General features: G+C 64.7%; 4 protein-coding genes. 1 reads left to right on the top strand and 3 read right to left on the bottom strand.

Going from position 1 to position 15949, the window contains the following annotated elements; all coding sequences use genetic code 11:
* Nucleotides 1-184: 184 nt before the first annotated feature.
* The 3 genes from AC1DX6_RS08050 to AC1DX6_RS08060 all read right to left on the bottom strand — a co-directional run bounded on the left by AC1DX6_RS08050 (nt 185) and on the right by AC1DX6_RS08060 (nt 10109).
* Entirely contained in the window at nt 185-1840 is a 1656-nt protein-coding gene (locus AC1DX6_RS08050; RefSeq protein WP_477312212.1) for an ABC transporter substrate-binding protein, read from the bottom strand.
* Nucleotides 1841-2126: 286 nt separating this feature from the next.
* Nucleotides 2127-8177 (bottom strand): translocation/assembly module TamB domain-containing protein, encoded by a 6051-nt coding sequence (locus AC1DX6_RS08055; RefSeq protein ID WP_477312213.1) that lies wholly within the window; start codon nt 8175-8177, stop codon nt 2127-2129.
* Nucleotides 8178-8180: 3 nt separating this feature from the next.
* Entirely contained in the window at nt 8181-10109 is a 1929-nt protein-coding gene (locus AC1DX6_RS08060; protein ID WP_477312214.1) for an autotransporter assembly complex protein TamA, read from the bottom strand.
* A gap of 272 nt (nt 10110-10381) precedes the next feature.
* Here AC1DX6_RS08060 and AC1DX6_RS08065 point away from each other — a divergent pair, with 272 nt between their 5' ends.
* A complete protein-coding gene (locus AC1DX6_RS08065) occupies nt 10382-15865 on the top strand; it encodes an alpha-2-macroglobulin family protein (protein ID WP_477312215.1) in 5484 nt (1827 codons plus the stop codon).
* Nucleotides 15866-15949 lie beyond the last annotated feature (84 nt).

Here is a 15949-nt window from a genome sequence, read left to right on the forward strand (position 1 = left end):
GAAAACCACCTCAGCCGCGATAGCGGAACTGGCTGTCAAACAGGCCCTCGGATGCAATCAACCCTGTTTTATTGCACGACTTCGCCTCAGGCGTCCGCAACTTTTTGCTGCGCCGACTTCCGGTTTGGATTCATGCAAGCAGTAAGGGGGAAGGGACGAACCGCCCCTTCCCCGATTGGTGCGATCACGCCTGGTCGAGCCAGATCTTGCCGTAGTCGCGCTCGAACGTCGGATGCATCTTGTAGTTCTTAACGGCGGCAACCGAGTGGCTGTAGAGCTTGCGCCAGTAAGGCTGGATGATGATGCCGGAATCCTGCAGGATCTGCTCGATGTCCTTCATCATGTCCTTGCGCTTGGCCGCGTCGGCGACCGAAAGCGCGGCGTTGAGCTTGGCGTCCCAATCGGGGTTCGACCATGCACACTCGTTCCAGGCCTCACCGGTGCGATAGGCCAGCGCCAGAACCTGGACGCCGAGCGGGCGCATGTTCCAGTTGGTCATCGACAGCGGATACTTCAGCCAGTCGTTCCAGAACGTCGAGCCCGGCAGCACCGTACGCTTCACCTTGATGCCAGCGTCACGCAGCTGCGCAGCGATGGAATCGCCGGTATTCTTGTGCCAGTCCTCGTCGACCGTGATCAGTTCGTGCTCGAAGTCGGCCTGGCCGGCTTCCGCCATCAGGGCCTTCGCCTTGGCCGGATCACGGGTGAGCTTCGGCAGCTCGTAATATTCCGGATGGATCTGGCAGACATGGTGGTTTTCGGCGACCGAACCGGCATTGCCGTAGCCGAGCTGGAGAACGACATTGTTGTCGACGCCGAGCTGCAGTGCCTTGCGCACCTTCTCGTTGTCGTAAGGCTTGTTGTTGACGTTGGTGCGGCAGACGATGGTCGAGGCGGTGACGACTTCGGACTTGACCAGGTTCATGCCATCGAGGATCGACACATAGTCGGCCGACGTCTCGAAATTGGTGTGCACTTCACCCGCCTCGAAGGCGCTGACCATGGCGGCCGGATCGGTGCCGTAGTCGATGAATTCGATGCCGTCGAGATAGACGTCACCGTCCCACCACTTGTTGTCGGCGCGGCGCTTGTAGACCACTTTCTGGCCGACATCGTAGGAGACGAGCTCGAACGGACCGGTACCAATCGGGCAGGCTTTGAAATCGCCGCCCTTTTCGTCGAAGGTCTTGTGGACGACGAGAGCGACGTAGTCGCAAATGCCGGGAATGATCGAGATGTCGGGCTTGGTCAGCGACAGCTTGACGGTCATGTCGTCGACCTTGGTCACCGCGCCTTCACGCAGCTTGCCGGTCTTGTCGTCGAATAGCGTGCCAAGACGGCCAGGCATGGAATTGCCTTCGGCAGCCTTTTCGCCCCAACGGTTGAAATTGTGCACGACGTCGTCGGCGGTGAACGCATCGCCATTGTGCCAGGTCACGCCCTTGCGCACATGCAGCACATATTCGGTGGCATCGTCATTCACATCCCAGCTCTCGAGCAGATAGGGGCGGAACGTGTATTCGGTGGTGTACTTAACCAGCGGCTCGAGCGCCTGGCGCTCGGCATTGGCGATTTCAGACCAGTCGGACTTGCGCGGATCCTTGGGATCCTTGACCCACTGGGCGACCTTCAGGATGCCGCCCTTCTTGGGAGCATCTTCGGCGCGCGCCTCGGTCGGCACTGCCAGGCCGAGCATTCCATAGGCCATTGCCGTCGATGCGCCGAAAACGCTGGCCAGGGCCAGGAACTCGCGACGATCCACCGTGCCTGCCTTGGCGTCTTCAGCCATCGCCAGGATGTGATCCGGAACGCGATCACCATTGCTCTTGTAAATTGTCATCACTAACTCCCATTGTTGGCTTTCTGCCTTTTAACATTCCGCATCCGCGCCGCGATGTCAAAGACGGCGTGGACTGAGAACATGTTGGAGAATGTGCAACTTTGGAAGGGGAGCGGTTCGCGTGATAACGACAGTCTTGGCGCAAAATTGCTACTGCGCCGCAGATTTCGTTCGAATCTCCGCAGCCGATTAAACTAAGCCATTCGCGCGGCTTAGAAGAGCGCCAGCCACTCTCGAAAGATGGTGCCAAGCGGGCCACGCCCAGGAGGTCTCAACCACCAGTGCCTCAATACTCGCGTTCGTAGAAGATGCCGCCCTTGGCTTCGCCGGCATCATTGGCCTCGCCGCGCAATTTGACGCCGCGCCCGACATTGAGATCGATCGTCGCCTTGCCCGAACCCGGCTTGTCGCCCTTCTGGATCGTCACATAGGTGCGGTCGTTCAGGTACTTGCCCGCCGAGACCGATGTGCCGCCCTTGTCGTCCGTGGTCACGTCGAGATCGTCGACGCCGATGGCGCTGCGCAGGTTTTCGAGCAGCGAGGTTGAGCCGCCAATGCCGGCCAATTGCCCCGCGGCTTCGGCCAGCTGGGCGATCTGCAGCGGTGACAGGTTCGACATCGAGCGGCCGAAGATCAGTTGCGCCAGCACCTCGTCCTCCGGCAGCGCCGGCACTGACGAGAAGGTGAATTTCGGATTGGTCGCCTCGCCCGACACCAGAATGGTGACGGTGGTGCTGGTCGTCGTCGTGGTGGCAGTCAGGTTGAGGTAAGGCACCAGCGAGCCGGAGAAGCCGACCGTGCCTTCGGTGAACGTCAGCCGCTTGCCGAGGATCGACAGCCGCCCGCGCTGCAAGGTGAAGGTGCCGACCGCTTGCGGCGACGATGCCGGGCCGGTCAGCTTGAGCGATCCGCCAAGCTCGGCATCGACGCCCCTGCCCTGGATGAAGATCTGGTTCGGCGCGTGGATGGTGACATCGAGGTTGAGGCCGCTGCCACCGCTGCTGCCTGCGGCCGCCGGCCGCAGCGCCTTGTCTTGCGCACGCACCGTGCCCGGCGCGTTCTTGTGCTTGACGTCGAGCGCCGCCAGTGAACCCGGCAGCTTTTCGGGAACGGTGATGACGGTCTTGGCCAGATTGATGGTGCCGGAAATCACCGGCGCCGAGGTCAGCGGTCCCTTGATGGTCAGGTCGCCGCCGAGATTGGCGGTGACCACCCTGCCGTCGGTGTAGCGGCCATCGACCAGCTTGATCGACAGGTCGGCCGGAAACCCTTGCGCCGGGTTGATGCCGACCGTGCCGCTGGCCGACAGGCTGCCGCGTGTCGACAGCGTGCCGGTCAGCCGGTTGATCCTGGCGACACCGCTGCCAATCGAGATATCAGCGGCGATGTCGTTGACGGCAAGACCGGAGCGCGCATCGACCAGGCGAGCGCCGGATGTGTTGATGGTGCCGCCGATCACCGGCGACGTCGCCGGGCCGCGCACCTGGACGTTGACGCTTGCCGTGCCGCTCAGCGACAGGCCCTGCGCGGCTAGCTTGGCGGCCAGGAAGGAAAACGGCACCTTGCCGTTGAAGTCGAGCACCAGCGCCGGCGTGCCCGCTGTCACCACACTGCCGCCGCCCTTGAGGCCGAGCCCGGCGCCATCGCTGATATCGGCGTTGAAGGCGAGCTTCTTGCCGGCAAACGTTCCCGACGACGAGACGCTCATGCCGCCAAGGCCGGCGCCGCGGGTCTGCGACGTCTGCACCCCGCTGGCATCGATGTTGAAGGTGATCGCCGGGTTGGCCGGCGCGCCCGTCACCTTTACGGTCCCGGAAATCGAACCGGCGGCTTGCAGGCCCGGCGAAAAACTGTTGGCCAGCGAGGCCGGCACCCTGGACAGCGTGGCGTTGAGGTCGAGCGCCTGGCCGACCTTGCCCGTCACCGTCGCCGTGCCGCCGCCAAGGTTGAGCACGAGCCTGTCCAATGTCGTCGCGCCGTTGGCGATGGTCACCGTCGAGGCCTGGGAGATCGCCGCCTTGATCCCCTGCACCGTGGCCTGGCCGGAGGCCAGCTCGATCGTCGTCGTGCCGTTGGCCACCTTCACCCGACCCGCAGCCTTGGCCGGAATGCCCTTGACGGTGGCGCCGCCGGAAAAGCCGGTCCAGTCGCCATCGCGCTTGAGATCGACATCGATGCCGCTGATGACGGTGCCGCCGGAGGTGACGCTGTCGGCACGAACCTTTCCGGAGATCACCGGCGCAGCCAGATAATCGGCGATCAGCGCGTCGATCGATACGGTCTTGGCCGAGAGGTCGCCGCGCGAGATCGAGGCCGTCGTCGCCTTGATGGCGACGTTCGGGCCATTGGCTGTCTTCGAGAAGGCAATCGTGCCGCGCACATCGCCTTCCGCCTTTTCCAGCGCCAGCGCCGCCAGCGGGCCGATATCGGGCAAATCGAGCGCAACGGTGCCAACCGGCACGAACGCCTCGTCGAGCGCCAGGTCTCCGGAAATCCTGTTCTTGCCCAGCGACAGCAGCAGCCCGTTGATGGCGCTCTTGCCATCCGCTGTCGCCAGCACCGCGCTGCCTTGCAGGGCCTGTCCCGCGACATTGCCGGTCAGTTGCACATTGGCCGCGGGATTGGCGGCATCGGCCTTGCCGGTGGCGGTCAGCTTCAGCCCGGTGATCTCGCGCGCCGCCACCGAAATCCGGTCGCCGGTCACCGTCAGCGACAGGTCGGGCGCGGCGCCGGCGCCTTGCGCATTCAGCGCGAAGACGATGGCACCCTTGGCATCCTTCGACAACAGCGAGATGTCGGCCAGCGCACCCCTGACATCGGCGGTAACCTTGCCATCGGCGAGGCTGGCCTGCCCGACGGCCGTGAGCGCGCCCGAGGCCAGCGTGACCGGGTTCGCGTTCACATTGCCGTGGGCATCACGCTTCAGCACGGCACTGAGTTGCGTCCGCTCGGCCAGCACGCCGCGCGCCGCTGCCGGCAACGCCGCCGAGAGGGCGTCAGCCTTGAGGTTGAGGTCGATGGCGCCGTCGGCCAGCGAAACGCGCCCATTGAAGGCGCTTTCTAGCGCTGCGCCCTGCACCGAACCACTGTCGATGGTGATGGCATCCGCCGCCAGGCTGCCGGCCACCTTGGCGGTGATCTTGCCGGCGATGAGCGGCGCGATGGTCGGGTTGTCCAGCCCGATCTTCTCCGCCGTCACCGTGCCGGAAATCGGCCCTGTGCGGCTCTTCACGTCGAAGGCATCTGAATGCAGCGCCAGCGTGATGCCCTCGGACTTGGTGAAATTGGTCGAGACTTTGGGCAGAACAGCGGAAATATCCAGCCTCGGCTGCGCAGCCTGCCCGGCGACCCTCGCCGACAACGCCTGCAGCTCGAGCTTGATCGGGCTTTCGGCGCTGCCGAGCGCCAGCGGCAGGCTGGGACCGGTCGAGGCGAGATCGAGGGCGAAATCGCTGGCGCCGTTCGGATTGATGGTGCCGCTCGCCTTGCCGGAAATCTGGGCGCCGGTCAGCGTCGCATGGTCGAGCGCCACCCCGCTCGCCGTCGTGAAACTGCCTGCCGCGTCGACGACGAGCGGCCCGAGCCCCGCCTGGCGGGTCTGGCTGGTCTCGGCGCCTGCCAACTGTGCGTTGAAGCGGATATCGGGATTTGCCGGAGAACCCGAAATCTGCGCCGTGCCGCCGAGCGTGCCGGCGGCCTCGAGGCCGGGCGAGAAGTCATTGGCAAGCGCCGCCGGCAGTTGCGAGACGGTGGCGGCGAGGTCGAGCGCCTGGCCGGCGGTGCCGGACAGCGTCACCGATCCGCCGCCTACATCGAGCGCCAGTCTCTCGATGCTGGTCACACCATTGGCGATGCTCAATGTCGATGGCTGTGCGATTGCTGCCTTGATGCCGCGAACGGTCGCCTCACCCGAAGCGATTTCGACGCTGGTCGTGCCGTCGGCGATCTTCACCCGGCCGGCGGCCGTAGCCGGGATGCCGGCAATGGTGGCGCCGCCGCCAAAGCCGGTCCAGTCGCCGTCGCGCTTCAGGTCGACATTGATACCGCTGACCACGGTGGTTCCCGAGGTGACGCTATCTGCTTTGATGGTGCCGGAGATTGCAGGTGACTTGAGATAGTTGGCGACCAGCGCGTTGACGGCGATGGTCTTTGCCGCCAGTTCGCCGCGCGAAATGGAGGTGCTGGTTGCATCGATCGCCACGGTCGGCGCGCCACCGTCGTTCGAGAAGCGGATGGTGCCCTTCACATCACCCGCCGCCGTCTGCCCAGCAAGCGATGCCAGCGGCCCGATGTCGGGAGCGTCGAGCGTCAGCGTGCCGAGCGGCAGCAGGCCGTCGTCGAGCGCGAGGTCGCCCGAAACCTTGTTGTCGCCCAGCGACACGCTGAGCCCGTTGACCGACCGCTTGCCGTCTGACGTGACCAGCGACGCCTTGATGTCGAGCGGCTGGTCGTTGGCGGAGCCGGTCAGCGAGACATCGGCGGCGGGATTGGCGATATCGGCCTTCCCCGTCGCGGTCAGCTTGATGTCCTTCACGGTGCGGCCCGACGCCGTCAGGCTTTCGCTGTTGGCGGAAACTGAGAAGTCCGGCGCCGTGCGCGGGCCGCTTGCCGTCAGCGCGAAATTGACGCCGCCGGCGACCGGAACGCCAACCATCGGTGACAGCACCGACACATCGCCAAGCGTACCCTTGATGTCGGCCTGGATGTCGGCACCTTGCGCGCTGGCGGTGCCGCTGGCGGTCAGCGATCCCGAGGTCAGTGAGATCGAATTGGCGGCGAAGGAGCCTTGCGGATCGCGGGTCGCGGCCGCTGAGAACTTGACCCGTTCGCCGAGCAGCGAACTGATCTGCGGCGGCAGTGCCGTCGACACCGCATCGGCATTCATCTTGAGCTGCATCGACAGGTCGGCCAGCGCCACGCTGGCGGTCAGCGAAGCGTTAAGCGCATCGCTGCGCAGCGTCCCCTCGTCGAGCGAAATTTGATCCTTGCTGACCGAACCCGCAAGATCGACCGTCAGCTTGCCGGTGACCAGCGGCGCCAGCGTCGCCACATCGGTTTTCAGGGCCGCCGCTACCAGCTTCACGCTGACCGGCCCGCTGCGGTTCTCGATGTCGAAGCCGTCCGAATGGATCTGCGCATCCAGATTGTTGAGCTGCGTGCCACCAGCCACCACCGAGACCAGCGAGACGCCGGCGTCGATCATCGGCGCCTTGCCGTCGCCGAAGGCGCGCGCGGTCGCATTGTTGATCGCCACCATGATCGGCTGCGCCTGGCTGCCGACATTGATCACGATCGGCTGAGCCTTGGCCGCAAGCTCGACCGAAAGATCGCTGGCGCCCTTCGGATCGACCATGCCGGCGGCGGTGCCATGCACCGCGTCGCTGTCGATTGTGGCGCGCTCGATATCGACACCGCCGGCAGCCGTCGCGGTGCCGGCGAGGTCGAAGCTGGTCTTGCCGGCAAACAGCGGCTTCAGATTCTCGGGCAGGAAGCGATCGAATTCGCCGTCGCCCCTGGCCTCGACATGGTTGCCCTTGTCGGTGAGCTGATGGCGGCCGGTGAGTTGGGTGACGATTTGGCCGTCGACCATGAAAGTGCCGACACCGCTCCAGTTGGCCAGCGGTCCCGTGCCGGAGACCACGATGTCGACGGGCGGCGCGTCCGGCAGGTTCAGCAGGTTGGCGATGATGCCGCCGGCTGGTTCCGACGCCTTCAGGTCAAGGTCGAGCTTGTTGTCGGCCGGCGCGAAATGCACCTTGGCGTCGACTTTGCCCTGCTTGCCGTCCCGGCGGGTAACATTGAGGTTGGTCTCGATCGCCAGCGGCGACGCATCGGCCTTGAGCGCGCCCTTGGCAGTCAGTTCGGCAACGCCGGTGCCGGCAAGCGCAGGCCCGAGCGCGATTTCGGGAAGATCGATCTGCTTGATGTCGAGCGACACCGGCAAGGTTGTGGCGCCACCCTGGTCGGGTGGCTGCGTTCCGGCCACCGGCAGCCGCGCCAGCTCGATACGCTCGGCGGCGATGCGGTCGGCGTTGAAATTTTTCGACAGCAGTGCCAAAGGCGACCAGTCGACCGCCACCTTGCGAGCCACCAGCCAGGCGCCCTGGCGATCCTCCAGCACGACATGATCGACGGTCAGCGCGCCGGACCAGATGCCATCGATGCCGCTGACGGTGACCTTGCGATCGTCCGTCGAGGCCATGCGCGAGATGATACCGGCAAGGTTGTCGCGGCCGCGCTCGGTCTTGGTCAGCACGATGAGCGCACCGACCGCCGCCGCAACCACGATGAGCAGCGTGTAGAGGACAATGCGAAGGATGCGCTTGAACATCTTCATGGCTCAGAACGCCTGGCCAATGCCAGCATAGATGCCGAAGTGCGGATCGCCGGGATCGCGGTTGAGCGGCACGGCGGCGTCGATGCGCAGCGGCCCGAACGGCGTCAAATAGCGCAAGCCGACACCGGCGCCGACCTTGACGTCGGAAAAGTCGGGAAACACCTTCGTCGAGACGGTGCCGGCATCGACGAATGGCACGATGCCGATCGTGTCGGTGATGGCGATGCGCATCTCGACCGAAGTCTCGAAGAACGAAAGCCCGCCGATCGGCTGGCCCGTCAAGTCCTTCGGACCGATGCCCTGATAGGCGTAGCCGCGCACCGAGCCGCCGCCGCCGGAGTAGAAGCGCCGGTCGGCCGGAACATTCCCGAGACTGGTGCCGACGATCGAGCCGACGGCGACGCGCTCAGCCAGCACGAACTTCGAAGCCGTATCCAGCGACTGGTAGGCCGACCCCTCGCCCTTCAGCTTGACGAAGGCGGCACCGTTCAAAATGTCGTAGCTCGGCTCGGCATAGGCCAGCACTCTGAAGCCGCCGGTCGGGTTCAGCCGGTTGTCCCTGTTGTCGTAGACATATTGCAGCGGAATGCTGGCGATCAGGTATTTATGCTTGCCGAAAGTGTCGGTGACCCTCGAATAGTCGAGCGCCACCTCCGCCGAAACCGTCTGCTTCTTGGTCAGATCGTAAGACAGGCCGGTGCTGCCTTTGAGCGAGAAATGGTCGTAGGCGTCCGGGTGCTCGAAGACCGTCTTGACGCTGGCGAAGAACTTCGATGCCGGCCCGATCACGCCCGGCTTTTCGAACATGATGCCGGCATTGTAGTTGAGCTGGCTCAGATCATTGCTGCCGATGCCGCTGATCTTGCCGTCAATGCGCAGCTTTTCGGCCCGGCCGAACAGGTTGCGATGGCCCCAATAGCCTTCGAGGCCGAGCCCTTCAGTGTTGGAGACGGTGCCGCCAATGCCGAAATAGCGCGGCTTGCGCTCGCTGACCTGGACGCCGATCGGAATGTTGCCGTCGGCGTCGAGGCTGTCGGCCTCCTTCAATGTCACGCTGTTGAACACTTCCAGGGCCAGCAGCCGGTCGCGCGCATCGTCGATCTCTTCGGGCGAGTACTGGCGGCCGCGCTTCAGTCCGGTCATGTATTCGGTGAAATCGCGGTCGACCTTCTCGGTGCCCTCGACCGTGGTGTCGCCATAGCCGGCGATCGGCCCGGCGGCGACCGTCAGCGTCACGTCGAGCGTCGAGGTCGCGTGGTCGGCGACGATCTGCCGGTCGGTGATCCTCGCCAGCGGCCTGCCTTCCTGTTTCAGTGCCCGCACGATCAGCGCCTCGGCCTTGAGCACCGCGCCCGACCCCGCGTCGCCGCCGGCGATAAGGCCGAAATCGGCGCTCATGAGCCCGGCCGCGTCGCCTTCCAGCCTTATGTTGCCAAGCGTGAATTTCGGGCCCGCGGCAATGCTGATCACAACCGGGATCGGTTGCGGGCCTGAAAACTCAGCATCGGGCGGCAATTCGTCCAGCAGCTTGCCTTGTATGGTGATGGTGACGACGCCCTCGTAGCGGGCGTCGGCATAAAGCGCGGCGACCAGCTGCTCGCGGTCGCTGCGCGCCTTGGCCAGCAGCCCGAGCGAACCCGAAACCGGACGTTCTTCGTCGGCTTTGAGAGCCGAGGCGTTTTCGATCTTCTTGACTAGGTCCTTGTCCGCATCTGGCGCCTCTATGGTCACGGCGTAGCGCAGCGGATCGACGATGTCGGCGTCTTCGTCGTTGGACGAGCCCCACAATTTAATGCCGAATAGCTCGAAAGGGGCCGCATTTCCGCCTTCGGCAACCAACACGGTCGAGCAGGCCAGGGCCAGAATCAGGGCGCGCGAAAGCCGGCGCCGTCGCGCGGTACCCCTAGACATCTGCGTTTCACACGCCTGCATTACTGTTCTAACTTAGTCCCCAAAGCTAAAATTGGAATGAAGTTCTGAAGCGCTCGTAAAGGGGCCACAATCCAATTGTCTGAAATAGTCCGGGCTTGGAATTCACACCTTCTGCGTTTTCGCAAGAAAGCGTGATCCCTGTCCTATGGAGGTACTACCGGTCATCGACCGGAAAGGAAACCGTTGGCAGGCGGCACCTGCCCCGTCCTTGTGTTGACAAGCCTGACTGAAGCTTGAACATGCCGGGACGTAAGCAGTGTCTGGAGGGTGTTATGGCAATGCGCGCGGCGGCTCGTGGTCTGTCGATTCTGATTCTTCTGTTTTTCGCCTGGGGAACTGCCGCGCAAGCGGCCGAAGCACGGCGGGTGGTGACAACCGAAAACTCCGACTATTTCGGTTTCGATCTCAGATCCGACCAGAATGTCAGCCTCGACCAGTGCAAGACCACATGCCTCGGCGATCCCGCCTGCCGCGCCTTCACCTATAACAACAAGGCCAAGTGGTGCTTCCTCAAATCCGACTATAATTCGCTGAAGCCCTTCAGCGGTGCGGTCGCCGGCAAGATCGTCAACATCGATGGCGATCCTGATATCGGCGCGCCGCCGGAACTCACCTTCTTCCCGGGCTGGATGGCCGACCAGGCCCAGCAATACCGCAACAAGCTCACCGATCCGACCTACACCAAGCCAACCGAAGGGCTGACCGCACTGCGGGCGGCGGCCGAACAGTCGGCCCTGACCGGCGACCATCGCTCCGCCATGCAGAAATACGAAGCCGCGGTTTCGGTGTTGCCCGATGACGGCCAGCTCTGGCTCGGACTGGCGCGCGAAACGCTCGCCGTGCAGCCAACGGCCAACACCCCGGAAGCCTATAATTTGCCGGTAAACGCCACCTCGGCCGGCCTCAACGCCTACAAGCTGCTGCGCACCACCAAAACGCGCGCCGAAGCGCTGGCGCTGATCGGTGCCGGCCTCGATCGCCGCGACCTCTACCGGCCGGCCCTGCAGGCCTACGAAGCCAGTCTCGCTCTGGTCAGTTCGCCTGCCGTCCAGGCCGATTATGCCGATCTGAAGGCGCGCAAAGGTTTCCGCATCATTGACCATTCGGTCGATGCCGACACCAGCGCGCCGCGCATCTGCGCGCAGTTTTCCGAGGAACTGGTCAAGACCGGCGTCGACTATGCGCAATTCGTCACCGTCGACAACGCGCCGCCCAAGGGCGTCGAGGCCAAGGACAAGCAGATCTGCGTCGAAGGGCTCGAGCACGGCCAGCACTATGAAGTGACCTTCCGCGCCGGCCTGCCGGCGGCAATAGGCGAAGTCACCGCCGCACCAGTGGTGCTGTCGATCTATGTGCAGGACCGCGCGCCTTCGGCCCGCTTCACCGGCGACAGCTTCGTGCTGCCCGCCGGCGCGCGCCGGGGCATCCCGGTCGTCACCGTCAACATGAACGCCGCGCAGATGAAGCTTTACCGCATCGGAGACCGTTCGCTGGCGCAGCTTCTGTCCGGCTACCAGTTCCTGAAGCAGCTCGACGGCTACGACATTTCCAGCATCGCCGATCAGATGGGCTCGCCGGTCTGGGAAGGCCAGCTCGACATCGTCAATGATCTGAACAAGGACGTCACCACGTCCTTCCCGGTCGACGAGGCTCTGCCGCAGCGCAAGCCCGGCGTCTATGTGCTAACCGCGCAGGCCGTCAACGACAACGGCGACGACTACAATTCGATCGCCACGCAATGGTTCGTCGTCTCCGACATCGGCCTGTCGACCTATACCGGCCAGGACGGGCTGAACGTCTTTGCCCGATCGCTCGGAACCGCCAAGCCGATCGCCGGCGCCGAACTGACGCTGCTCGCCAGAAACAACGAAATCCTCGGCACTGCGACCTCCGACGCCGAAGGCCATGCTGTCTTCAACGCCGGCCTGACGCGCGGCGATGGCGGCATGGTGCCGGCCGTTCTGATGGCCAAGCAGGGCGACAACGACTTCGTCTTCCTCGACATGGGCCGCGCCGGCTTCGACCTGTCCGATCGCGGCGTCACCGGGCGCGCGGCGCCCGGCGCCCTCGACATCTATGCCTGGACCGAGCGTGGCATCTACCGCGCCGGCGAGGACGTCCATGTCGCAGCCCTTGCCCGCGACGGCGCCGCCAAGGCGGTCGAGAACCTGCCGCTGACCTTCATCTTCACCCGTCCCGACGGGGTCGAGAACCGCCGCATCGTCAGCGACGGCGCTTCGGCCGGCGGCCATGCCGTCGACCTGCCGCTCGAACCCAACGCCATGCGCGGCACCTGGACGGTGTCGATCTACACCGATCCCAAGCAGGCGGCCGTTGCCAGCCAGATGTTCCTGGTCGAGGATTTCGTCCCGGATCGCATCGAATTCGACATGACCTCCGACAAGCAGGAGATCGCGCAGGGCGAAACCGCCAACATCAACATTGACGGCCGCTTCCTCTACGGCGCGCCGGCAGCGGGCCTTGCGCTCGAAGGCGAGTTGACGCTGTCGACCGCGCGCGACTGGGACCGTTTCAAGGATTATTCGTTCGGCCTCGCCGACGAGCAGTCGGCGGAGCCGACCGTCACCCCGTTCACCGATCTGCCGGTGGTCGGCGATGACGGCAAGGCGACCTTCCCGGTCTCCGTCGAGCAACTGCCGGCGACCACCAAGCTCGTCGATGCCAAGGTCACGGTGCGCATGCGCGAAACCGGCGGCCGCGCCATCGAGCGCTCGCTGAACATCGGCATCCGCCCGTCCGGCCACATGATCGGCATCCGTCCGGATTTCGAAGACAATGAAGTGCCGCAAGGCGGCACCGCGAAATTCAGCCTGATCGCCGTCGATCCCGACGGCAAGCGCGAGGCGCTGAAAGGCGCGCAGTGGTCGCTGGTCAAGGTCGAACGCAATTACCAGTGGTACCGCTCCAACAACTCCTGGAACTACGAACCGGTGACGTTCACCAAGTCGATCGCCAATGGCCAGATCGATCTCAGCGCCGATGCCGAGGCCACCGTCTCGGTACCGGTCGACTGGGGCCAGTACCGGCTCGAGATCGAGACGGCCGATCCGGAAGGACCGGCGACCAGCTATGAATTCGATGCCGGCTGGTATGTCTCCTCGACCACCACCGAAACACCTGACGGGCTCGAGATCGCTCTCGACAAGGACAGCTATGCGGCGGGCGAAGTGGCCAAGCTCAAGGTCTCGCCGCATTTTGCCGGTGAACTGCTGCTCACCATCGGTGCCGACAAGCTGTTGAAGACCGTCACCGCCAGCGTTCCCGCCGGCGGCAGCACCGTCGATATCCCGGTCGGTGACGACTGGGGTGGCGGCGCCTATATCACCGCAACCCTGTTTAGGCCCGGTGACGCGCAGGAGACGCGCATGCCGGCCCGCGCCATCGGCGTGAAATGGTTGAAGGTCGATCCGGGCTCGAAGAAGCTCGCGGTCACCTTGACGCCGCCGGACAAGACCATGCCGCGCCAGCAGCTGTCGATCCCGGTTTCCGTGGCCGGCGTACAGCCGGGCACCAACGCCTATGTCACGGTCGCTGCCGTCGATGTCGGCATCCTGAACCTCACCAACTACAAGGCGCCGGATCCGGAGGATTGGTTCTTCGGCCAGCGCATGCTCGGCCTTGAAATTCGCGACATCTATGGCCGTCTCATCGACGGTTCGCTGGGCGCCACCGGCAAATTGCGCACCGGCGGCGACGGTGCGGCCATGCAGACACAAGGCAGTCCGCCGACCGAAAAGCTGGTCGCCTTTTTCTCCGGCGTGGTGCAGCTCGACGCCGACGGCAAGGCACGGGTCGACTTCGACATTCCGCAGTTCAACGGCACCGTGCGCGTCATGGCCGTCGCCTGGACCAAGGAAGCGGTCGGCCATGCCCAGACCGATGTGATCGTCCGCGATCCCATAGTGATCACCGCCGGCCTGCCGCGCTTCCTGGCGCCCGGCGATGCCGCCGTCATGCGGCTCGACGTCGCCGACACCGATGGTCCGGCCGGCGACTATGCGCTGTCCATTGACACCACCGGCGATCTCTCGACCGGCGACAAGCCCCTGCCCGCAAAGCTGACGCTGGCCAAGGGCAAGCGGCAGACGCTGACAGTACCGCTGGTGGCCAGGACGGCGGGCAATGCCTCGATCACCATCAAACTCGCCCATGCCGACGGCACCACTGTCGAGCAGACGCTCTATGTGCCGGTGCGCCCGCCGCAACTGCCGGTTACCACCCGCCTGGTGGTCGACCTCAAGGGCAATGGCGGCGCATTGCGCGTCGACAAGGAACTGCTGGCGGCAAGTCTGCTCGACGGCGCGTCCGTCAGCGTCGGCGTTTCGCAGGCTGCTGCCTTCGACGTGCCGTCGCTGTTGATGACGCTCGACCGCTACCCCTATGGCTGCGCCGAGCAGACGACCAGCCGCGCCATGCCGCTTCTCTACGTCAACGAGATGGCCTCGAGCATCGGCATGGCCAGCGACCCCGACCTGCATGATCGCATCCAGACAGCCATCTACAAGGTGCTGAGCTATCAGGCCTCGGCTGGCAGCTTCGGCCTGTGGGGTCCGGGCTCCGGCGATCTGTGGCTCGACTCCTACGTCACCGACTTCCTGACCCGGGCGCGTGAGCAGAAATACGACGTGCCGGCGCTGGCGATGAGCCAGGCGCTGAGCAATCTGCAGAACTCGGTCGGTTACGACCAGGACGTCCAGGATCGCGGCAGCGAGATCGCCTACGCGCTCTACGTGCTGGCCCGCAACAAGAAGGCTTCGGTCGGCGATCTGCGCTACTATGCCGACACCCAGCTCGAAGCCTTTACCAGCCCGATGGCCGTCGGCCAGCTGGCGGCGAGCCTGGCGCTGTACGGCGACACGCAGCGCGCGGAAGCGACCTTCCAGACCGCCCTGCAACTGGCCAAGGCCGCCACCGACTACGACTACTACCGGTCGGACTATGGTTCGCCGCTGCGTGACGGCGCGGCGATACTGGCGCTTGCCGCTGAATCGAAGCCGGTGCCGAAGATCATGCCGGAGCTGATCAAGCTGGTGGCAAGACAACGCGCCGAGGCCCGCTGGACCACCACACAGGACGAATCCTGGATGCTGCTGGCGGCCCGCGCGCTGAGGTCGGGCAATGATTCGATCACGCTGACCGTCAATGGCGCAGCGCATGCCGGCGGCTATTCGAACCAGATCACCGGCACCGACCTGGTCGACAGCCCGCTGACCATCACCAACACCGGCACAACACCGCTGCAGGCGGTCGTCACCACGGTGGCGTCGCCGATCCAGCCTCTGCCGGCCGGCGGCGACGGCTTCACCATCGAGCGCACCTATTACAAGCTCGACGGCACCGAGGCCAACGTCACCGAGGTGACCCAGAACGAACGCTATGTGGTCGTGCTCAAGATCTACGAGCAGAACAGGTGGCCGTCGCGGCTTTTGATCACCGACTTGTTGCCGGCCGGCTTCGAGATCGACAATCCCGGCCTGGTCTCCAGCGCCCAGTTGACGAACTTCTCCTGGCTGGCGCAGACCGACGCTGCCCATCTCGAATTCCGCGACGACCGTTTCGTCGCGGCGTTCAATCCGAACGATGGCGACGGCGATCGTAACATCACGCTCGCCTATGTCGTGCGCGCGGTGACGCCGGGCGTCTATGCCCATCCGGCGGCGACGATCGAAGACATGTACCGGCCGCAATATTCGGCCCGCACCGCCACCGGCATGATGGAGGTCAAGGCGCCGTAAGGCGCCTTGATAGACGTAGCGATGGCGCTGCCCCTCATCCGCCTGCCGGCACCTTCTCCCCGTATAGAGACGGGGAGAAGGGCG

It is taken from the genome of Mesorhizobium sp. P2_C4, from assembly GCF_056404575.1.

Coding starts and splice junctions, on each gene's coding strand:
- AC1DX6_RS08050 (WP_477312212.1), bottom strand. CDS start 1,840: ATGACAATTTACAAGAGCAATGGTGATCGCGTTCCGGATCACATCCTG.
- AC1DX6_RS08055 (WP_477312213.1), bottom strand. CDS start 8,177: ATGAAGATGTTCAAGCGCATCCTTCGCATTGTCCTCTACACGCTGCTC.
- AC1DX6_RS08060 (WP_477312214.1), bottom strand. CDS start 10,109: ATGCAGGCGTGTGAAACGCAGATGTCTAGGGGTACCGCGCGACGGCGC.
- AC1DX6_RS08065 (WP_477312215.1), top strand. CDS start 10,382: ATGGCAATGCGCGCGGCGGCTCGTGGTCTGTCGATTCTGATTCTTCTG.